Here is a 19,517-nt window from a genome sequence, read left to right on the forward strand (position 1 = left end):
AAATGGGCGTCCACCTCGGGTTTTCGTCGGCCGACGGAGGCCGCCGTAGACTGGGTCGGACCCAATCGAGCAGATGGAAGGAACCGCGTGAGCGCGCACAAGATCTACCTGGACTGCGACCCCGGCATCGACGACGCCCTCGCGATCGGTTACCTGCTCGCTGCGGAGGACGTGGACCTGCTCGGCATCGGCACCGTCAGCGGCAACACTAACGCCGCACAGGGCGCCACGAACGCGCTCGCCCTCCTCGAACTCGCCGGCCGCACCGAGGTGCCCGTCGCCGTCGGCTCCAACGACTTCCTCCACGGCAACTACGACGGCGGCGCGCCGCACGTGCACGGCGCGCGCGGCGCCGGCGCAGCGGAGCTGCCCGCCCCGTCGGCCTCCCCGGTGGAGGAGAGCGCCGTTGACATGCTCCTGCGCCTCTCCCACGACCACGCCGGGGAGCTGCACATCATCGCCGTCGGTCCGCTGACCAACATCGCCCGCGCCGTGGAGAAGGACCCGACCCTGCCGCGGCGCGTCGCACGGGTGACGATCATGGGCGGAGCAGCCCTCGTTCCCGGCAATGTCAGCCAGGCCGCCGAAGCGAACATCAAGCATGACCCCGAGGGTGCGCAGGTCGTGTTCGGCGCCCCGTGGGACATCACCGTGGTGCCGCTGGACGTCACACTGACCAACACGTTCGAAGAGGAGGACCGGCAGGCGCTCGCCGCCTCCGGGCAGTTCGGCCGCCATGTCGCCGAGATGCTGGACTACTACTTCCAGTTCTACGTCGGCTTCTACGGCCGCCGCGCCGCCGCCCTGCACGACCCGCTGGCCGCCGCGATCGCCGTGGAGGGCATCAGCGCTGCCGTCGCCCCCATCGTGCGTGTGCGGGTGGACTGCACCACCGGGACTCAGCGCGGTCGCGTGATCTGCGACCTGCCCTCCGATGTGCCGGTGGAGTCCATTCCCGACACCCCAGGTGCGAACGTCGCAGTCGTTCTGCGCACTACCAGCGACCTGGCTCCGCAGCTGCGCGAGGCGCTCGTCTCCCTCTGACACCCGCGCTCCGCAGACCGGGGCGCACGACGACGGGGCGCCCTCCCAGCAGGAGGGCGCCCCGTCGTCTGTGTGCGATCAGAAGCGGCGGTCGTGGCCGCGTCCGCCGAAGTCGCGGTCGCGCCCACCGCGGAAGCCGCGGTGTCCGCCCTTGCCGCCGCCGGGGCCGCGGTCCTCAGCGATGCGCATCTGCTTGCCGGCCACACGGGCGCGACCGATCGCCGCGAGCTGGTCCTCGCTCACGCCGTTGCGCAGTTCGACCAGGGAGAACGACGGGAAGATGTCGATCTTGCCCACGTCCTTGCCGTTCAGGCCGCCCTCGCCGGCGATGGCCCCGACCACGGCCTGCGGGCGCACCCCGTGGTTGCGGCCCACGCTGATCCGGTAGGAGGTGAAGCCGGGGCTCGTGGTGCGCGGGCCGCGGCTGCGGTCGCGCGGACCGCCGTCACGGCTGCCCCGATCGCCGCGATTCGCGCGATCACGGTCGCGGCCCTGGTCGCGGAACGACGCACCGGTGAACTCCTCATCGTCGCGGCGGGGGCCGTCATCGCCCACCACCATGGCGCCGAGGACAGCGGCGAGCTGCTCGGCAGAGATGTTGGTGCTCTCCAGGTGTTCGGAGATCAGCTCGTGGTAGAGGCTGAGTCGGCCGGCGTCCAGGCGGGTCTGCACCTCGCCGAGGACACGCTGCATCTTGTGGCGGGACACGTCCAGCGGGGTCGGAACCTGGACCTCGGTGAGCTCCTGGCGCGTCACGCGCTCGATGTTCTTCAGCTTGCGGCGCTCGTGCGGCGCCACGAAGGTGATGGCCTTGCCGGTGCGGCCGGCGCGGCCGGTGCGGCCGATGCGGTGCACGTACGCCTCCGGCTCACCGGGGACGTCGAAGTTGACGACCAGGCCGATGCGCTCCACGTCGAGGCCGCGAGCGGCGACATCGGTGGCGACCAGGACGTCGAGGGAGCCCTCGCGCAGGCGGCCGACGATGCGCTCGCGCTCCTTCTGCGCGACGTCACCGGAGATGGTGGCGGCGACGATGCCGCGTCCCACCAGGGCGGTGCCGACCTCTTCAGCAGCGCTGCGGGTGCGGACGAACACGATCGCAGCGTCTGCATCGCTGGTCTCGATGACCCGGGTGAGCGCACCGGTCTTGTGCTTGAACGGCACCACCGCGTAGCTCTGCTCCACGCTGGTGACGGTGGTGGACTGGCGCGCCACGGCGACGCTGACGGCGCTGGGCATGTGCTCGTCGGCCACACGCTTGATCGCTGGCGGCATGGTGGCGGAGAACAGCGCCATGCGCTTCTCCTCCGGGACGAATCCGAGGATCTCGTCGACGTCCTCGGCGAAGCCCATGCGGAGCATCTCGTCGGCCTCATCGAGCACGAGGGTCTGCAGGTCGCCCAGGCGAAGGTTGCCGCGCTTGAGATGGTCGATGACGCGGCCGGGCGTGCCGACCACGATCTGCACACCGCGCTCCAGCGCCTTCTCCTGCGGGCCGTAGGGGGAGCCGCCGTAGATGGACAGCACGCGCACGCCCGGCATGTTGCGGGCGAAGTCCTGGATCGCATCGCCCACCTGCATGGCGAGCTCGCGGGTCGGTGCCAGGACCAGACCCTGCGTCGCGGTGGACGAGGGGTCGGTGTGCGCCAGCATCGGCAGGCCGAACGCGGCGGTCTTGCCGGTGCCGGTCTGGGCCACGCCGATGACGTCCTCGCCGTTCAGCAGCGCCGGAATGGCCTTCTCCTGAATGGGGGAGGGGGTGACGAATCCGATCTCGGTGACGGCGTCCAGAAGGGCCGGCGGAAGGCCGAGGTCGGCGAAGGTCACGGCCGCATCCTCGGTGGTGGCGGTGGGGTCGGTGGTGTCGATGTTCTCGTTCATACGCTCCTGCGCTTCTTCGATGGACGCGGGAGCCGAACAAAGGGCCTCAGGGGACCCTGCGGAGTCCGCCGATGCGGGCTGGGCGGCTGAATGCGTCGCTGTGGTGGGGGTGGTGTCGTTCGCGGTGGCGGCGGTGGTGGGCAGGTCAAGGGCAGCGCAGGGTTGCTCGAGTGCGGTCAAAGGCTTCCAATCGGGGCAGTGAACGCCCGATCCCAGTAGTCCGCGCGCTCTCGTCGTTCACTTGAGACTCGCGGCGTTCGAAGCGCCGCACGAGCGGTTCGGTACCAGGAGGCGAACCGCGACCCATGGCGTCATCCTCGGTGGTCACCGAGCAGGAGGCCGCCGATCAAGTGCTTCCTCCACACTACCGATCGGACAGCCGTGCGGATAGGCACTCGGGTGGCGACATCCCTCACGTCCTCCGCCGGCCGGTCGACGGAGCCCGACCTCGGCCCGGGGCGGAGGATACGATGGACGCACTCGTACCCTCATACACGCACAAGGCGAAGGATTCTGCATGCTGCGCTCTCACAACGCCGGTGAGCTCCGCGAGGAGCACATCGGACAGACCGTCACCCTGGCCGGCTGGATCGGTCGTCGCCGCGACCACGGCGGCGTCGCTTTCCTCGACCTGCGGGACGCCTCGGGCGTCGCTCAGGTCGTGGTCCGCGAAGAGGACGCCCACCACCTCCGCAGCGAATACGTGCTGAAGGTGACCGGCACGGTCGAGAAGCGCCCCGAAGGCAACGAGAACGATGCCCTGCCCACCGGCACCATCGAAGTCATCGCGGACACGGTCGAGGTGCTGAACCCGTCGGCCGCCCTCCCGTTCCAGCTGGACGAGCACTCCGACGTCGGTGAAGAGGCCCGCCTGCGCTACCGCTACCTCGACATGCGCCGCAGCGGCCCCGCGAAGATCCTCCGCCTGCGCTCCGCCGTCAATCAGGCAGCGCGCACCACCCTGATCGATCAGGGCTTCGTCGAGGTCGAGACCCCGACCCTGACCCGCTCCACCCCCGAGGGCGCCCGCGACTTCCTCGTCCCGGCGCGCCTCGCACCCGGCTCCTGGTACGCCCTGCCGCAGTCGCCGCAGCTGTTCAAGCAGCTGCTGATGGTCGGCGGCATGGAGCGCTACTTCCAGCTCGCCCGCTGCTACCGCGACGAGGACTTCCGCGCGGACCGCCAGCCCGAGTTCACCCAGCTCGATGTCGAGATGAGCTTCGTGGACCAGGACGACATCATCGCCCTCACCGAGCAGCTGCTGCAGAACATCTGGGCCACCATCGGCGTCGAGGTCACCACCCCGATCCCGCGCATCACCTACGCGGAGTCGATGCGCCGCTACGGCTCCGACAAGCCGGATCTGCGCTTCGACCTTGAGATCACCGAGATGACCGAGTACTTCCAGAACACGCCGTTCCGCGTGTTCCAGGCCCCGTACGTCGGTGCGATCGTGATGGCCGGCGGTGCCTCCCAGCCCCGCCGTCAGCTCGACGCCTGGCAGGAATGGGCGAAGCAGCGCGGTGCGAAGGGCCTCGCCTACGTCCTCATCCAGGAGGACGGCACCCTCGGCGGACCCGTCGCCAAGAACCTCTCCGATGAGGAGAAGGCCGGCCTCGCCCAGAAGACCGGCGCCCAGCCGGGCGACTGCGTGTTCTTCGCCGCCGGTGACGCCAAGAGCTCCCGTGGCCTGCTCGGCGCCGCCCGCAATGAGATCGCCGAGAAGCTCGGCCTCATCGACGACGACAAATTCGCGTTCGTGTGGGTGGTGGACGCGCCCATGTTCGAGCCGGCCGGTGACGCCGTCGCCGCCGGTGATGTGGCCGTCGGCTCCGGCGCCTGGACCGCCGTGCACCACGCGTTCACCTCCCCGAAGCCGGAATTCCTCGACACCTTCGACACCGATCCGGCGTCCGCCCTCAGCTACGGCTACGACATCGTCTGCAACGGCAACGAGATCGGCGGCGGCTCCATCCGCATCCACCAGGAGGATGTGCAGAAGCGCGTCTTCCAGGTGATGGGCATCTCCGAGGAGGAGGCGCAGGAGAAGTTCGGCTTCCTGCTGGAGGCGTTCAAGTACGGCGCCCCGCCGCACGGCGGCATCGCCTTCGGCTGGGACCGCATCGTGGCCCTCCTCGCCAAGGTCGACTCCATCCGCGAGGTCATCGCGTTCCCGAAGACCGGCGGCGGCTTCGACCCGCTGACCGAGGCACCCGCTCCGATCACCGCTCAGCAGCGGAAGGAAGCCGGCGTGGATGCCAAGCCGAAGAAGAAGGACGAGGCGGAGGCTGCTGCGGAGAACGCCGAAGCCTGAGAAGCCGTCGCACAGCAGAAGAGCCGGTCCCCGAGGAGGGACCGGCTCTTCTGTTCGTCCGGACGAACGCTGCGGCTCAGGCGCGGGGCGCTTCGCCGCGCTTGATCATCGGGCGCGGCATCCGCAGGCGACGGATGTTCGTGGCGCGCAGCAACGCGTAGCTCACCATCCCCGGCGGCACGGAGCCGAAGCGGTCCACCATGGCGCGGCGCACCTTCGAGCGCAGCAGGATGAGGTCGAGCACCGCGACGATCACACCCGCCCACAGCACGATGATCAGCGTCAGCCCCACCTTCGAGTACAGGGCCGGGCTCACCAGCTGCAGGATCAGCGGCAGCGTCAGCGTCACCAGGGCGAACGGCAGCAGCCACTCGGCCACGTTGAAGCGGGAGTCGACCACATCGCGGGCCAGGCGGCGCTCCGGTCCGGCATGCGCCAGCGGGTAGTTCGCCTCGTCGCCGGTCATCAGCGCCCGGTTCTGCTTGCTGCGGGCCTCGTTGACGCGCTCCCGGTTCCGTCGGCGCGCCTCCTTGCGATCCGAGGGCACGAGCGGACGCTGGCGGGCGGCCTGCGCATCGCGGCGCTTCGGGGTGGGGCGGCCCTTGCCCCCGGACTTCGCCGGCTTCTCCGCGGCGACGGGGGTGGGCACTGACTTCTCGGCGCCCGCAGGAGCGGCGCCCACGGCGGTCGAGCCGCCGCGCTTCTTCTTCTCACGACTGGTGTTCATCACGCCGCCCAGTGTAGGCGAGAAGGAGCGGGACCCGGGCAGGGCGGGGGAGTGACTGCGACCAGCGCGATACGGTGGAGCCAGTGCGCCGCTGCACAGGCGGCACCCGTCGGACGAAGGAGAACATCCCAGCCATGACCGTCACCGCGGACCCCAAGCTCACCGCCCGCATCGCGGAGCTGATGCCCGAAGCCGTCGAGGACCTCAAGAGCCTCGTGCGCATCCCCTCGATCGCCTTCGACGGGTACGACCAGTCCCATGTGGCCCGGAGCGCGGAGGCGGTCGCCGGCCTGCTGCGCGAGGCCGGCATGCCCGAGGTCGAGATCGACAGCGTCGACGGGGGAGCGCCCGCTGTGCTCGCCCGGCGTCCCGCCGCGGACGGCATGCCGACCGTCATGCTCTACGCCCACCACGACGTTCAGCCCGTCGGTGACGAGAACGCCTGGACCTCCGCACCGTTCGAGCCGGAGGAACGGGACGGTCGCCTGTACGGCCGCGGAGCCGCCGACGACAAGGCCGGCATCATGGCCCACGTCACCGCCCTGCGTGCCCTGCGCGAGGAGCTCGACGAATCCGGTGTGGGCGTCACCGTCTTCATCGAAGGCGAAGAGGAGTGGGGCTCGCCCACTTTCCGCCCCTTCATCGAGAAGCACCGCGACGCGATGAGGTCGGACATCATCATCGTCGCCGACTCCTCCAACTGGAAGGTCGGACAGCCCTCGCTCACCACCAGCCTGCGCGGGCTGGTGGACGCCGTCATCGACGTCCGCGTGCTCGACTTCCCGGTCCATTCCGGCATGTTCGGCGGGCCGATCCTCGACGCCCCCACCCAGCTGGGACGCCTGATCGCCACCTTCCATGACGCCGACGGGTCCGTTGCGATCAAGGGTCTGCACCAGGCCGAGGAGCCCGATGTCGACATGGACGAAGCGGACCTCCGTCGCGACGCGGGCGTGCCCGACGGCCTCGGCCTGTCCGGCACCGGCTCGCTCACCGGTCGACTCTGGACCAAGCCGGCCCTCTCGATCATCGGGATCGACGCTACCCCCGTGCAGCAGGCGTCCAACACGATCATCGCCTCCACCCGCGCGAAGGTATCGCTGCGCCTCGCGCCCGGACAGGACCCGGAGGCGGCGATGGAAGCGCTGATCCAGCACGTCAAGGAGAACACCCCGAACGGCGCTGAGGTCACCGTGACCCCCGGTGAGATGGGCAAGCCGTTCCTCGCCCCCGCCGACAGCGCCGGCATGAAGCTTGCACGCGCCGCCTTCGAGGCGTCCTGGGGCGTGAAGCCTGTCGACACCGGGCTGGGCGGCTCCATCCCGTTCATCGCCGACCTGCTCGAGGTGTTCCCGGAGGCGGACGTCCTCGTCACCGGTGTGGAGGACCCGGATTCGCGAGCGCACGGCATCGACGAGTCGCTGCACCTCGGAGACTTCGAGCACGTCTGCCTCGCCGAAGCGCACATCCTGCGCGGCGCCGCAGCCGGTGGCGGCCGATGAGCAGCCCCCTGCGCGACGAGGACCGCACCAGCCAGCCGGTGCACCCGGCGACCGTCCCGTTCACCTTCGGCGGGCTCGTCCTCGGCTTCCTGCTCGGCTATATCATCGGCCCGTGGGGCGCAGTGATCGGTGGCCTGGTGGCTTTGGGCGGGGTGATGCTGGCCGCCTCGAAGCCGGGGGTGCGCAACCCGGTGCTGATGGGGCTCGGAGGCATGGTGATCGGGTACACCGGCATCATGCTCGTCGCCCTGTTGAATATGTAAAAGATCGTGTTGCACAATTAGCACACACGGCTGTTCCCCATCCTGCGCCGGGACCCTCGGTCCCGCCGACCGCAGTGCTCCGGCGTAGGGTGGGAGGCACGTACTGTCGATCACGGGAGGATCCCTCTATGACCACCACGGCTGGCGAGCAGAAGACCGCACCGGCGCACGGCGTCGAACTGACCGATGTCGCTGCTGACAAGGTGAAGTCCCTCCTCGCGCAGGAGGGACGCGACGACCTCCGCCTGCGGATCGCTGTGCAGCCAGGAGGCTGCTCCGGTCTGATCTACCAGCTCTACTTCGATGAGCGACTCCTCGACGGTGACGCCACGGTCGACTTCAACGGCGTTGAGGTCGTGGTGGACAAGAACTCGGTGCCGTTCCTCATCGGTGCGACCATCGACTTCTCCGACACCATCGAGAAGCAGGGGTTCACCATCGACAACCCGAACGCTGGGAGCTCCTGCGCCTGCGGCGACTCCTTCGCCTGATCGCACGTGGGTGCGCTGCGCGCCCTTCTCGTCTGCACGAATGCGGCGCTCCCATCGCGGGGCGCCGCATTCGGCGTTCTCGGCGGAGGTGTGCCGACGCCGCTGACGGCGGGCATCTCACATTTTTGCGGCACGCGGGGCCTGGAGTCTGCATCGTGCTCAATCTCGCGTATGATGATCGAGCGGAACCATGCTGTCCGCTGGGAAGCGCCGGATCAGTGCGTCCGGCGGGCGAACAGCAGGAACCGATGCCCCTTATACGTCGAGTCGACCGCCTCGCCCCGCTCCTCGGGCGGCTGATGGTCGGTGATTGGAAGGTCAGCCTGTGATTCCCCAAACCACGGAACGCAGCCGCAGGGCTCCGAAGGCGCTCGCTGCCACAGCCCTCGTGTCGCTAGCGCTGGTGGGCTGTACAGCCGAGCAGAAACGTGGATTCCTCCCGCAAAGCACCCCTGAAGAGGTGACTGACCAGACCGGCCGCATCATTTCGATGTGGACCGGATCCTGGATGACGCTGCTGGCTGTCGGCCTCCTCGTGTGGGGCCTGGCCATGTGGTGCGCCATCGCCTACCGCCGGAAGAAGCACGACAAGGGCTTCCCGGTGCAGCTGCGCTACCACGTGCCGATCGAGCTCACCTTCACGCTGATCCCCGTCGTCATGATCATGACGCTCTTCTACTTCACCCAGCGTGACATCAACGAGATCGAGAACCTGAAGGCCGATCCCGATTACACCGTCAACGTCGTGGCCAAGCAGTGGGCGTGGGACTTCAACTACGTGGATGACGACGTCCACGAACCCGCCGGCGTCCAGTCCTTCCGCACCGGCGAGCCCGGCGCCGAGAAGGATCTGCCGGTCCTCTACGTTCCGGTCAACAAGACCGTCGAGTTCCAGCTCGACTCCCGCGATGTCGTCCACTCCTTCTGGGTCGTCGACTTCCTCTACAAGAAGGACATCTTCCCGGGGCACACCACCGTCTTCCAGGTGACGCCGACCGCTGAGGGCACCTTCCCCGCCAAGTGCGCGGAGCTGTGCGGCGAGTACCACTCGGACATGCTCTTCAACCTGAAGGTCGTGTCCCAGGAGGAGTTCGACGCTCACATGAAGGAACTGCGCGAACAGGGCTACGAGGGGCAGCTCAGCAACGACCTCAACCGCATGCAGAAGGATTGGAACATGCGGGACAAGAACCAGGAGACGATCCAGAATCGTCGTGAGGATGGTGCGAAGTGACCACGCAATCAGCACCTCGGGCAGCGACCGGTTCGCACACTCCCGAGCAGACCCAGTTCAAGCCCGCGCGCGCTGAGACCTCGCTCGGCAAGCAGATCATGGGCATGCTCACCACCACCGATCACAAGCTGATCGGCATCATGTACATGGTGATGGCGTTCGCGTTCTTCTGCTTCGGCGGCGTGCTCGCCCTGCTGATCCGCGCTGAGCTGTGGGAGCCCGGCCTCCAGGTCGTCGTCTCCAAGGACCAGTACAACCAGCTGTTCACCATGCACGGCACGATCATGCTGCTGATGTTCGGCACCCCGCTGTTCAACGGCTTCGCCAACTACCTCGTGCCGCTGCAGATCGGCGCCGTGGACATGGCGTTCCCGCGCCTGAACATGTTCGCCTTCTGGGTGACCGGCTTCGGTGCGCTCATCGCCTGCGCCGGCTTCCTCACCCCGCAGGGCGCGGCATCCTTCGGCTGGTTCGCCTACGCCCCGCTGAGCGATACGACCTTCTCCCCGGGCCTCGGCGGAGACCTGTGGGTGTTCGGCCTGGCCATGCAGGGCTTCGGTACGATCCTCGGCTCGGTCAACTTCATCACCACGATCATCTGCATGCGCATGCCGGGCATGACCATGTTCCGCATGCCGATCTTCACGTGGAACATCCTCATCACCGGCATCCTGGTGCTGATGGCGTTCCCGCCGCTGGCCGCCGCCCTGTTCGCACTCGGCGCCGACCGCATCTACGACGCGCACATCTTCAACCCGGCCAACGGCGGACCGGTGCTCTGGCAGCACCTGTTCTGGTTCTTCGGCCACCCCGAGGTGTACGTGCTCGCCCTGCCGTTCTTCGGCATCGCCTCGGAGGTCATCCCGGTGTTCTCCCGTAAGCCGATCTTCGGCTACAAGACCCTGGTGTACGCGACGATCTCGATCGCCGCACTGTCCGTGACCGTGTGGGCGCACCACATGTACACCACCGGTGCGGTCATGCTGAGCTTCTTCGCCTTCATGACGATGCTCATCGCCGTGCCGACCGGCGTGAAGTTCTTCAACTGGATCGGCACCATGTGGCGAGGCTCGATCACGTTCGAGACCCCGATGCTGTTCACCCTCGGGTTCCTCACGACCTTCCTCTTCGGCGGTCTGACCGGCGTCATCCTCTCCACCCCGGTGCTGGACTTCCACCTCCAGGACACCTACTTCGTGGTGGCGCACTTCCACTACGTCATCTTCGGCACCATCGCCTTCGAGATGTTCGCCGGATTCTACTTCTGGTGGCCCAAGATGTTCGGCTACAAGCTGGATGAGCGCCTTGGCCGCATCCACTTCTGGCTGCTGATGGTCGGCTTCCACCTCACGTTCCTCATCCAGCACTTCATGGGTGTGGAGGGCGCACCGCGTCGCTACCCGAACTACCTGGCTGAGGACGGCTTCGCGTTCATGAACCAGGTGTCCACCGTCGGTGCGTTCATCCTCGGTGCCTCGACCCTGCCGTTCCTGCTGAATGTGGTGCTCACCCACCTCAAGGGCCACAAGGTCACCGAGAACGATCCGTGGGGCTACGGCGCTTCGCTCGAGTGGGCGACCACCTGCCCGCCGCCGCGCCACAACTTCCACTCGCTGCCCCCGGTGCGCTCCGAGCGCCCGGCCTTCGACCTCCGCTTCCCGGATGTCGCAGCGACCGACCACATGCACGCTGATGCTGTCACCGCTGCAGCTGCGGCGCGGAAGGGGAACTGACACTCCATGAATACGTTTGCCCGCATCACCGCGATCTGCGGATTCTTCTTCATCATCGTCGGGGTGGCCTACACCTTCCTCACCGGCACCTATGAGCCGTCCGGCTTCGAATGGGTGGGCGTTCCCGCCATCTTCGGCCTCTCCGGACTGATGTTCATGATGTCGGTCTACTCGATGATGACGAGCCGCCGGTTCAACAAGCAGGCGCAGGACGACCACGCAGGCGAGGTCCATGACGAAGCCGGCGTGCAGGGCACCTTCGCTCCGTACTCCTGGGCGCCGCTCTGGGCATCGCTCGGTGCGTCGCTGGTCTTCATCGGTCTGCCGATCGGCTGGTGGCTGATGGTGCTCGGCTTCATCGTGGCCGCTTACGGCGTGATCACCTGGGTGATGGCGCACTCCACCGGATTCCACGCCCACTGATCGACTGACCCGATCAGACACGAAAGGGGCGATCCATCCTCGGATGGATCGCCCCTTTCGTCATACCCGGGCAGGGCAGCGGTGGAAGCTTCCTCAGCGGGCCGCCAACAGTTCCTGCGACGTTGAGGCCCACGTCTCGATCAGCTCCGCCGGCCGCCCCGAATCCAGCGTCTCCTCCGCACGGGCGAAAGCGGCACTGAAGCGGTCCTCGAAGCCGTCGGAGGGCTCCTGACCGATGCCGGCGGCCGCGGTGATGCCGGCCGCCGCGTTGAGGAGGACGGCATCGCGTGCAGCGGAGCGCTCACCGTCGAAGATGCGGCGGGCCACCTCTGCGTTGTAAGCGGGCGAGCCGCCCACCAGCTCCGACAGGGGAGCCTTACGCAGTCCCAACAGTTCGGACGGATTGAGCACGTGCGGGCGGATCTCGCCTCCTCGCACTTCCCACACATCGGAGTCGTCGGCGATGGTCAGCTCATCCAGACCGTCCCGTCCTCGGAACACCAGAGCGGACGCTCCGCGCTCCTGAAACACTCCGGCGATCACCGGAGCCATGCTGGCTGAGGCCACGCCGACGGCCGAGGCCTCCACGCGGCCCGGATTCGTGATCGGGCCGAGGATGTTGAACACGGTTGGCAGCCCCAGGCCCTTACGAGCGGGGGCAGCGAAGCGCATGGACGGGTGGAAGACCTGTGCGAAGCAGAAGGTGATGCCGACCTTCTCCACCATGGCGGCGACGTCGCCCGCCGGGAGGTCAAGGCGAACACCGAGCTGCTCCAAGCAGTCGGCGGCCCCGGACTTCGATGAGGCGGCCCGGTTGCCGTGCTTCACCACAGGCAGTCCGCTCGCAGCGATCACCACGGAGGCCATGGTGGAGATGTTGACGGTGTTGGCGCCGTCTCCACCGGTGCCGACGATGTCGACAGCTCCCGTCGGCGCGGTGAAAGTGCGGGCGTGCGCCACCATCTCATCGGCGAGGGCCCGCACTTCTGTCACCGTCGGTCCCTTCGCTTCCAGGGCGACCAGGAACCCGGCGAGCGAGACCGGCTCAACAGCTCCGTCCATCACCTCCGCCATCGCCCATCGGACCGATGCGGAATCGAGGTTCTCTCCGCGCAGGAGGGCGGAGGTGAGTGAACGCCAGGTGGGGGAGGTTCCGGGAGTCGTCATGGGATCATCATCTCATCCTGTCCCGGCCGTCTGCGGCGGCGTCCACCCAGGCTCAGTACCGCTGTCACCTCGCACTACGCCCCGTCATGGTGACCTCGCTCTCCTCGCCGGAGAGATCCGTTCGGCACCGCGGGCCAGGGCTGCTCCGGAGGGCCTCCCCGGTTTCTCAAAGAGGTCGAAGATCGGTATGCTGAACCCCGTCGAGGCGTGGTGTGCCATGCCCTCAGCAGCAAAGTGGGTCTCGGTGCCGTGTCTGAGCCCCATTTCGGCCGATCACACGCGATAATGGGAAACGTGTCTACAGCAAGTCTTACCTCGCATGCTTCGCATGGAGCGCACTCCGCCGCCCCGAGCCCTGTGAGCCGCCCGAACGCCACCCAGGTGGGGACCATCGTCTGGCTCTCCAGTGAGCTCATGTTCTTCGGTGCGCTCTTCGCCATGTACTTCACGCTGTACAGCGTGGTCCCCGAGGTGTTCCTGCAGGGTCAGGAGCACTTCAAGCTGGCCTTCGCGGTCACCAACACCCTGATCCTGGTGGCGAGCTCGTTCACCTGCCAGGCCGGTGTGTTCGCCGCTGAGAAGCGCATCCGCAGCCGTCAGGGCAGCATCGTGAACATCGCCAAGTGGGGCCTGATCGAGTGGTTCACCCTCACGTTCATCCTCGGCGCCATCTTCGTGTCCGGCCAGGCCTTCGAGTACGCCGAGCTCGCCCACGCGGGCGCCTCCTTCTCCGCCTCCCCTCACTTCTCCATCTTCTTCCTCGCAACCGGCTTCCACGGACTGCACGTGATCGGCGGCCTGCTCGCCTTCCTCCTCGTGCTGGCTCGTGCGTTCGCCGCCAAGCGCTTCACCCATCACGAAGAGGTCTCTGCGATCTGCGTGTCCTACTACTGGCACTTCGTCGATGTGGTCTGGGTCGCTCTGTTCGCCGTTGTCTACCTGCTCGACCCGGTCATCCTGGGCACCATGCAGGGCAACTGGACGTTCTTCTGAGCCGCCCCCTAATGCGCACTCTTTCCCCATCCCACGAATCGAGGTCTGACCTGTGAAGGCACTAGCCCAGCATCGTCACCACCCGCTGGCGTTCCTGGCCATCCTGCTGATGGCCCTGCTCGCCACCGGTGGTCTGTTCGTTGCTCTCTCCCCGAAAGACGCCTCCGCGCAGTCGGCCAGTCAGGCCGACATCGACGCCGGCCGCGATCTCTTCGTCGCCAACTGCGCCACCTGCCATGGCATGAAGGGCGAGGGTCGCATCGACGGCGAGGGCAACACCTCCGGCCCGTCCCTGATCGGCGTCGGCGCTGCTTCGGTGGACTTCCAGGTCGGCACCGGTCGTATGCCGATGCAGGAGTCCGGTCCGCAGGCGCACCGGAAGCCCGCCCAGTTCAACGATGAGCAGACCAAGCAGCTCAGCGCCTACGTCGCATCGCTGGGCCCCGGTCCGGAAATCCCCTCCGCGGACGCCGTGGACCCCGCCAAGGGCGACCCGGCCAAGGGCGGCGAGATCTTCCGCATCAACTGCGCCATGTGCCACAACGCCTCCGGTTCCGGTGGTGCTCTGACCCGCGGCAAGTTCGCGCCGCCGCTGCTGGATGTCGAGCCGACCCACGTGTACGAAGCAATGGAGACCGGCCCGCAGAACATGCCGGTGTTCAATGACAACAACCTCACCCCCGAGGACAAGCGCGACGTCATCGCGTACCTCAACAAGCTGGATGAGAACGGCTCCCCGGGCGGCTACTCGCTCGGCTCGCTCGGACCCGTGACCGAGGGCCTCTTCGCCTGGACCGTCTTCCTCGCACTGATCCTCGGATGTGCATACTGGCTGGGAGCTAAAGCAAAGTGACACACAACGACCTTTCCCACAACCACGACGGCACGCAGCCGCACCGCGGCGTCAGCGCTGTTGTCGCCAAGGAAGACGGCGGGTTCGTCAACCCGGGACTCCCTCCTCACGAGTACCGTCAGTCCGATCTCGATCCGAAGGCTGAGCGCCGGGCCGAGAAGATGGTGGCCGGGATGTTCATCCTGTCGATCATCGGCACCGCGATCTTCATCGCCAGCTACTTCCTCTTCACCCCGATGGGGTACAACCTGCTGGCTGAGTCCAAGACCCTGCAGGCGGTGAAGTGGTCGAACCTCTTCACCGGCATCGGCCTGGCCGTCGCCATGTTCTTCATCGGTGCAGCCGCCGTGCACTGGGCGAAGACCCTGATGCCGGACCACGAGGTCACCGAGGAGCGCCATATCTACAGCCGTACCAACCCGGTGCGCGAAGAGGCCTCGGGCATCATCGTTGATGGTCTGGACGAGTCCGGTGTGGCACGTCGCCCGCTGATCGTCGCCTCCATGGTCGGAGCCCTCGCCGTGCTGCCGATCGCAGTGCTCTTCCCGATCTCGACCCTCGGGCCGCTGCCGGGCAACAAACTGCACCACACCTTCTGGGCCAAGGCCAAGAAGGAGCCGCTGCGCATCGTCCGCGACCACGACAACACGCCGATCAAGGCCTCCGATGTCACCGTCGGCTCGATCTTCCACGTCATGCCGGACGGTCTGACCCACGAGAACAACGAGCACGACTTCCTTGAGCAGCGCGCGAAGGCCGCTGCGGTTCTGGTCCGCATCGACCCGGCCGATGCCAAGAACCAGGAGTCGCTGAGCAACGGCTACGAAGGCATCCTCGCCTTCTCGAAGATCTGCACGCACGTGGGCTGCCCGGTGGCGCTCTACGAGCAGCAGACCCACCACATGCTGTGCCCGTGCCACCAGTCGACGTTCGACGTCACCGACGGCGCCAAGGTCATCTTCGGCCCGGCCCACCGCCCGCTGCCCCAGCTGCCCATTGAAGTTGATGACGAGGGCTACCTCGTTGCGACCGACGACTTCCCGGAGCCGATCGGACCCAGCTTCTGGAACCTCCACAAGGACAAGTGATAGATCGTGTCGACAACTGAGAAGCAGGGGCTGCTGAACCCCGAAGGCCGCGCTTTCAAGCTCGGCTCCGTCGGTGCCGACTGGATCGATCAGCGCACCAGCATGTCCAGCGTGGTGAAGAACTTCGCCCGGAAGGTCTTCCCCGACCACTGGTCGTTCATGTTCGGCGAGGTGGCGCTGTACAGCTTCGTCGTGCTGCTGATCTCCGGCACGTTCCTCACCATGTTCTTCGTTCCCTCCATGGACGAAGTCACCTACGAGGGCATCTACGAGCCGCTGTACGGCCTGGAGATGTCCCGCGCCTACGCGTCCACCCTCGACCTCTCCTTCGAGGTCAAGGGCGGTCTCCTGTTCCGCCAGATGCACCACTGGGCCGCGCTGCTGTTCATGGTCGCGATCTTCGTGCACATGTTCCGCGTGTTCTTCACCGGTGCGTTCCGCAAGCCCCGTGAGCTGAACTGGCTCGTCGGCTTCAGCCTGATGATCCTCGGCATGGTCGCCGGCTTCTCCGGCTACTCCCTGCCGGACGACGTCCTCTCCGGCAACGGCCTGCGCATCGCGGACGGCCTGATGAAGTCGATCCCGCTCGTCGGCACCTACATGTCGATGCTGCTGTTCGGCGGCGAATTCCCCGGCACGGACATCATTCCGCGCCTGTTCACGATCCACATCCTGCTGGTCCCCGCGGCCATCATGGGCCTGATCGCGATCCACCTGGTGATGCTGGTCGTGCACAAGCACGCCCACTACCCGGGTCCGGGCGCCACCGACCGCAACGTTGTGGGCTACCCGCTCTTCCCGGTGTACACCGCGAAGGCCGGCGGTTTCTTCTTCATTGTGTTCGGCCTCATCGCCCTGGTCTCTGCGACCGTGTCGATCAACTCTGTGTGGGCCTATGGCCCGTATGACCCGTCGCCGGTGTCCGCTGGTTCGCAGCCGGACTGGTACATGCTGTTCACCGATGGCGGTCTTCGTCTGATCCCGGGCTGGGAGTTCACCATCTTCGGATACGTGATCTCGCTGAACATGCTGATCCCGATGGTGTTCTACGGCCTGTTCCTCGCTGCTCTGGCCCTGTGGCCGTTTCTCGAGCAGTGGGTGACCGGTGATGACCGTGAGCACCACGTGCTGGACCTGCCGTACAACGCTCCGGTCCGCACCGCCTTCGGCGTCGCCTGGATCACCGAGTACATCCTGCTCGTCCTGGGCGCGACCAATGACCTCGTCGCCATCGCGTTCCACATCTCCATCAACGACCTCACCTGGCTGTACCGCATCGGGTTCTTCGTGGCCCCGGTCGTGGCGTTCATCGTCACGAAGCGGATCTGCCTGGCGATCCAGCGCCACAAGCGCGACCTGGTCCTCCACGGCGTGGAGACCGCCAAGGTGGTCCGGATGGAGAACGGCGAGATGCTGGAGATCCACGAGCCGCTCAACGAGTACGAGCGCTGGACCCTGGTGCAGCACGACACCTTCCGTCCCCTCAAGGAGGGCAACGGTGTGTCAGGTCTGCGCGCGAAGGCATCGAGCTTCTTCTTCAAGGACCAGATCGATCCGGTCACCCCGCGTGAGCTGCGCGCGGCCCTCGAGCACGGTGGCCATGAGCGCCACAAGATCGAGGCGCTGACGGGTCCGTACCGTGAGCTGGAGCCGTGATCCGCTGAGTCACTCTCGTGATGACGAAGGCCCGGTCCCCGTGTGGGGGCCGGGCCTTCGTCCTGTGGTCAGGACTGGGCGTCAATTGACGGCGCCGAGGTCGAACGCGGCGTCGAGATCGTCCGAGGAGTATGTGCGGAACGCGATGTTGGTGGTGGTGGAGACCACGCCCGGCACCTTGGAGATCGTGCCGGCGATGACGTCGGCGAGCTCTTCGTGTTCGCGGACCCGCACCTCCGCGATGAGGTCGACGTCGCCGGTCACCGAGTACACCTTGCTCACTTCTTCGGTGTTCGCGATCTTCTGCGCGACTTCGGGAATCTGATCGGATTCGACGGTGATGGAGACGATCGCGGTGATCATAGGGGAGCCTTTCTGCAGGGTGAGCACCCGTCGGCCGGTATGACGCGACGCAATGGATGCTGCCGGCGCCGAGTGCGGGCGGGTGGCTCCCACACTATCGCCCCGGGCCAGGGAAGCGGAGGCGGACCGTGCAGCGGGTGCTCAATCGGTCGCAGCAGCGGTGCGGGCAAACGCGCGGCTGAGAGCGCCGAGGTCGAACGCGCCAGTGGCGGGGCTCGACCAGTCGCCGTCGACGTGCACGATCCGGACGCCGTCCTGCTGCAGCCAGTGGAGGATCAGCTCTGCCTCCCCCCAGTACCCGAAGCAGAGGGGCGCGTGCTTGTCCGCTTCGTCGGCGGAGATGCGGCGCAGATGCTCCACGGACGCAACGGGGTCCCCGTGGCTGGGGAGGGCGAGGACGGCGCCGAGTCGACCGTGACGGATGGCGAGGGTCTCCCAGATCCACGGTGATGACTCGGAGACGCGGTGGCGCCGGGTGGCGACGATGAACGGAACCTCGGCGATTTCACGAAGGCGCTGTGCGCGGGCAGCCGCCTCGAGGAACGCCTCAGTGCGTTCGCGCAGCTGTGCGGCGTCCTCGAAGCGGCCGGAGGTGGTGAGGGCCCGCAGCCGGTGCGCGACGTCGTCGAGGACCTCCGAGGGGTCCGTTGTCATTGCGCGGCGCATCCGCTGGTGGAACGAGTCGTCACCGCGAGTGGGGCCGAACTGGGCGTCCGGGCCGAGGATCGACCGATACAGAAGGGAGCGCATCGGCTCCACATGGTGGTGGGAGCGCAGCGGCCCGATCTGGACGGTGCCGTCGTCCTCAGGCTTCGTCGTGCGTGCTGCTCGCAGTCCGGCGGCGCCGGCGCCGAGGCGCAGCCAGTGCCCGGCGCTGGGGCGCAGTCCCTGCCTGTTCGCGGGTGGACGCTGCTCGGCGATCATCCGCAGCTCCCGGATGGACGCTTCGGTGTCGCTGGCGCATTCGATGACGTCGACCCGTTCGGTGAGCGGGATGATGTCGAGGACTTTGCGGCGGGTTTCGGACGGGGAGAAGTAGGAGCGGACGCGGGACCGGAGGTTCATGGACTTCCCGACGTACAGGACGGCCCCGTCGGCGCCGATGAAGGTGTACACGCCGGGGCCCGGAGGTATGCCGTCGGCGAGGTGGCGTTTGCGCAGCTGGGCCGGGGTGGCCTGCTTCCCGGAGCGGGTGAGGTCGTACAGGTGGGTGCCGCCGATGCCGCCGAGTCGGGCGATGATCTCGTGGAGGACGTCCACGGTGGCGCGGGCGTCGGAGAGGGCCCGGTGGTTGGGGACGACGGTGGCGCCGACGTGGGCGGCGAGGGTGCCGAGGCGGTGGTTCTGCACTTCACCGCGAGGGAAGGTGCGGCGCGCAAGGGTGAGGGTGTCCACCACGGTGTGCTTCGGCCACGCGTAGTCGGTGCGGGCGGCGGCGGCGCGGAGGAAGCCGATGTCGAACTTCGCGTTGTGCGCCACGAGCACGGTGCCGCGGGCGAATTCGAGGAACATCGGCAGCACAGCGCTGATGGTGGGGGCGCCGGCGACCATGCGGTCGTTGATGCCTGTGAGGCGCGCAATGTAGGCGGGGATGGGCCGCTGCGGGTCCACGAACGTCTGGAATTCGCCGGTGACCTCGCCGCCGAGCACGCGGACAGCGCCGATCTCCGTGATGGCGTCGGAATCGGCGCTGGTGCCGGTGGTTTCGAGGTCGACGACCACGAACTCCACGTCCTGGAGGGCGGGGCCGAGGTCCTCGAAGCTGGGTTGGGCGGGCAGCGCCTG

At 67.2% G+C, this 19,517-nt stretch carries 17 protein-coding genes; 12 read left to right on the plus strand and 5 right to left on the minus strand.

Annotated features, from left to right (window positions below; all coding sequences use genetic code 11):
• Positions 1-87: 87 nt before the first annotated feature.
• On the plus strand, positions 88-1,044 hold the full coding sequence (locus FHX50_RS02595) for a nucleoside hydrolase (RefSeq protein ID WP_183374144.1): 957 nt from the start codon (positions 88-90) through the stop codon (positions 1,042-1,044).
• Positions 1,045-1,122: 78 nt separating this feature from the next.
• Here the strand turns inward: FHX50_RS02595 and FHX50_RS02600 are convergent, their stop codons facing one another.
• The gene (locus FHX50_RS02600; RefSeq protein WP_183374146.1) at positions 1,123-2,925 is read right to left on the minus strand and encodes a DEAD/DEAH box helicase; all 1,803 of its coding nucleotides are present in this window, start codon (positions 2,923-2,925) and stop codon (positions 1,123-1,125) included.
• A 517-nt stretch (positions 2,926-3,442) separates the two neighbouring features.
• Between FHX50_RS02600 and aspS the strand changes: the two genes are divergently transcribed.
• Positions 3,443-5,239 carry an aspartate--tRNA ligase gene (gene aspS / locus FHX50_RS02605; RefSeq protein WP_183374148.1) on the plus strand — a complete coding sequence of 599 codons (1,797 nt, stop codon included), beginning with the start codon at positions 3,443-3,445 and terminating at the stop codon, positions 5,237-5,239.
• A 76-nt stretch (positions 5,240-5,315) separates the two neighbouring features.
• On the opposite strand, the gene FHX50_RS02610 is transcribed toward aspS, so the two are convergent.
• Positions 5,316-5,966 carry a DUF3043 domain-containing protein gene (locus FHX50_RS02610; RefSeq protein ID WP_183375290.1) on the minus strand — a complete coding sequence of 217 codons (651 nt, stop codon included), beginning with the start codon at positions 5,964-5,966 and terminating at the stop codon, positions 5,316-5,318.
• Between the two features lie 134 nt (positions 5,967-6,100).
• On the opposite strand from FHX50_RS02610, the gene FHX50_RS02615 reads away from it, so the two are divergent.
• The 6 genes from FHX50_RS02615 (at position 6,101) to ctaF (ending at position 11,612) form a co-directional block, all read left to right on the plus strand.
• Positions 6,101-7,468, plus strand: a complete 1,368-nt coding sequence (locus tag FHX50_RS02615) for a dipeptidase (protein ID WP_183375292.1) — start codon at positions 6,101-6,103, stop codon at positions 7,466-7,468.
• Entirely contained in the window at positions 7,465-7,731 is a 267-nt protein-coding gene (locus FHX50_RS02620) for a hypothetical protein (protein WP_183374150.1), read from the plus strand. Before FHX50_RS02615 ends, FHX50_RS02620 begins: the two co-directional genes overlap by 4 nt.
• 128 nt (positions 7,732-7,859) lie before the next feature.
• Positions 7,860-8,222, plus strand: coding sequence for a HesB/IscA family protein (locus tag FHX50_RS02625; RefSeq protein WP_183374152.1), 363 nt, complete (start codon positions 7,860-7,862; stop codon positions 8,220-8,222).
• A gap of 325 nt (positions 8,223-8,547) precedes the next feature.
• Positions 8,548-9,456 (plus strand): aa3-type cytochrome oxidase subunit II, encoded by a 909-nt coding sequence (gene ctaC / locus FHX50_RS02630; RefSeq protein WP_183374154.1) that lies wholly within the window; start codon positions 8,548-8,550, stop codon positions 9,454-9,456.
• 95 nt (positions 9,457-9,551) lie between these two features.
• On the plus strand, positions 9,552-11,189 hold the full coding sequence (gene ctaD, locus FHX50_RS02635; protein WP_239374447.1) for an aa3-type cytochrome oxidase subunit I: 1,638 nt from the start codon (positions 9,552-9,554) through the stop codon (positions 11,187-11,189).
• Positions 11,190-11,195: 6 nt separating this feature from the next.
• Positions 11,196-11,612, plus strand: a complete 417-nt coding sequence (gene ctaF, locus FHX50_RS02640; protein ID WP_183374155.1) for an aa3-type cytochrome oxidase subunit IV — start codon at positions 11,196-11,198, stop codon at positions 11,610-11,612.
• Between the two features lie 93 nt (positions 11,613-11,705).
• Here ctaF and trpD read toward each other — a convergent pair whose 3' ends face one another.
• Positions 11,706-12,779 (minus strand): anthranilate phosphoribosyltransferase, encoded by a 1,074-nt coding sequence (gene trpD / locus FHX50_RS02645; RefSeq protein ID WP_183374157.1) that lies wholly within the window; start codon positions 12,777-12,779, stop codon positions 11,706-11,708.
• Positions 12,780-13,064: 285 nt separating this feature from the next.
• Between trpD and ctaE the strand changes: the two genes are divergently transcribed.
• The 4 genes from ctaE to qcrB are packed head-to-tail and all read left to right on the plus strand — an operon-like array spanning position 13,065 to position 17,369.
• Positions 13,065-13,772: an aa3-type cytochrome oxidase subunit III gene (ctaE, locus tag FHX50_RS02650; RefSeq protein WP_183374159.1), complete on the plus strand. Its 708-nt coding sequence runs from the start codon at positions 13,065-13,067 to the stop codon at positions 13,770-13,772.
• A gap of 52 nt (positions 13,773-13,824) precedes the next feature.
• A complete protein-coding gene (qcrC, locus tag FHX50_RS02655; protein ID WP_183374161.1) occupies positions 13,825-14,625 on the plus strand; it encodes a cytochrome bc1 complex diheme cytochrome c subunit in 801 nt (266 codons plus the stop codon).
• Entirely contained in the window at positions 14,622-15,713 is a 1,092-nt protein-coding gene (gene qcrA / locus FHX50_RS02660; RefSeq protein ID WP_183374169.1) for a cytochrome bc1 complex Rieske iron-sulfur subunit, read from the plus strand. The genes qcrC and qcrA overlap by 4 nt, the downstream gene beginning before the upstream one ends.
• Before the next feature lie 6 nt (positions 15,714-15,719).
• Entirely contained in the window at positions 15,720-17,369 is a 1,650-nt protein-coding gene (gene qcrB, locus FHX50_RS02665) for a cytochrome bc1 complex cytochrome b subunit (protein WP_239374398.1), read from the plus strand.
• A gap of 81 nt (positions 17,370-17,450) precedes the next feature.
• Here the strand turns inward: qcrB and FHX50_RS02670 are convergent, their stop codons facing one another.
• Positions 17,451-17,732: an Lrp/AsnC family transcriptional regulator gene (locus tag FHX50_RS02670; protein WP_183374171.1), complete on the minus strand. Its 282-nt coding sequence runs from the start codon at positions 17,730-17,732 to the stop codon at positions 17,451-17,453.
• A 141-nt stretch (positions 17,733-17,873) separates the two neighbouring features.
• Positions 17,874-19,511, minus strand: a complete 1,638-nt coding sequence (locus FHX50_RS02675; protein ID WP_183375298.1) for a DEDD exonuclease domain-containing protein — start codon at positions 19,509-19,511, stop codon at positions 17,874-17,876.
• Positions 19,512-19,517 lie beyond the last annotated feature (6 nt).

The organism is Helcobacillus massiliensis (genome assembly GCF_014191425.1).
Lineage (GTDB): Bacteria > Actinomycetota > Actinomycetes > Actinomycetales > Dermabacteraceae > Helcobacillus > Helcobacillus massiliensis.

Excerpts from the sequence above, each read along its gene's own strand:
- aspS (WP_183374148.1), top strand. The coding sequence starts at position 3,443 with ATGCTGCGCTCTCACAACGCCGGTGAGCTCCGCGAGGAGCACATCGGA.
- FHX50_RS02615 (WP_183375292.1), top strand. The coding sequence starts at position 6,101 with ATGACCGTCACCGCGGACCCCAAGCTCACCGCCCGCATCGCGGAGCTG.
- FHX50_RS02620 (WP_183374150.1), top strand. The coding sequence starts at position 7,465 with ATGAGCAGCCCCCTGCGCGACGAGGACCGCACCAGCCAGCCGGTGCAC.
- trpD (WP_183374157.1), bottom strand. The coding sequence starts at position 12,779 with ATGACGACTCCCGGAACCTCCCCCACCTGGCGTTCACTCACCTCCGCC.
- ctaF (WP_183374155.1), top strand. The coding sequence starts at position 11,196 with ATGAATACGTTTGCCCGCATCACCGCGATCTGCGGATTCTTCTTCATC.
- FHX50_RS02625 (WP_183374152.1), top strand. The coding sequence starts at position 7,860 with ATGACCACCACGGCTGGCGAGCAGAAGACCGCACCGGCGCACGGCGTC.
- FHX50_RS02600 (WP_183374146.1), bottom strand. The coding sequence starts at position 2,925 with ATGAACGAGAACATCGACACCACCGACCCCACCGCCACCACCGAGGAT.
- FHX50_RS02610 (WP_183375290.1), bottom strand. The coding sequence starts at position 5,966 with ATGAACACCAGTCGTGAGAAGAAGAAGCGCGGCGGCTCGACCGCCGTG.
- ctaE (WP_183374159.1), top strand. The coding sequence starts at position 13,065 with ATGGGAAACGTGTCTACAGCAAGTCTTACCTCGCATGCTTCGCATGGA.
- FHX50_RS02670 (WP_183374171.1), bottom strand. The coding sequence starts at position 17,732 with ATGATCACCGCGATCGTCTCCATCACCGTCGAATCCGATCAGATTCCC.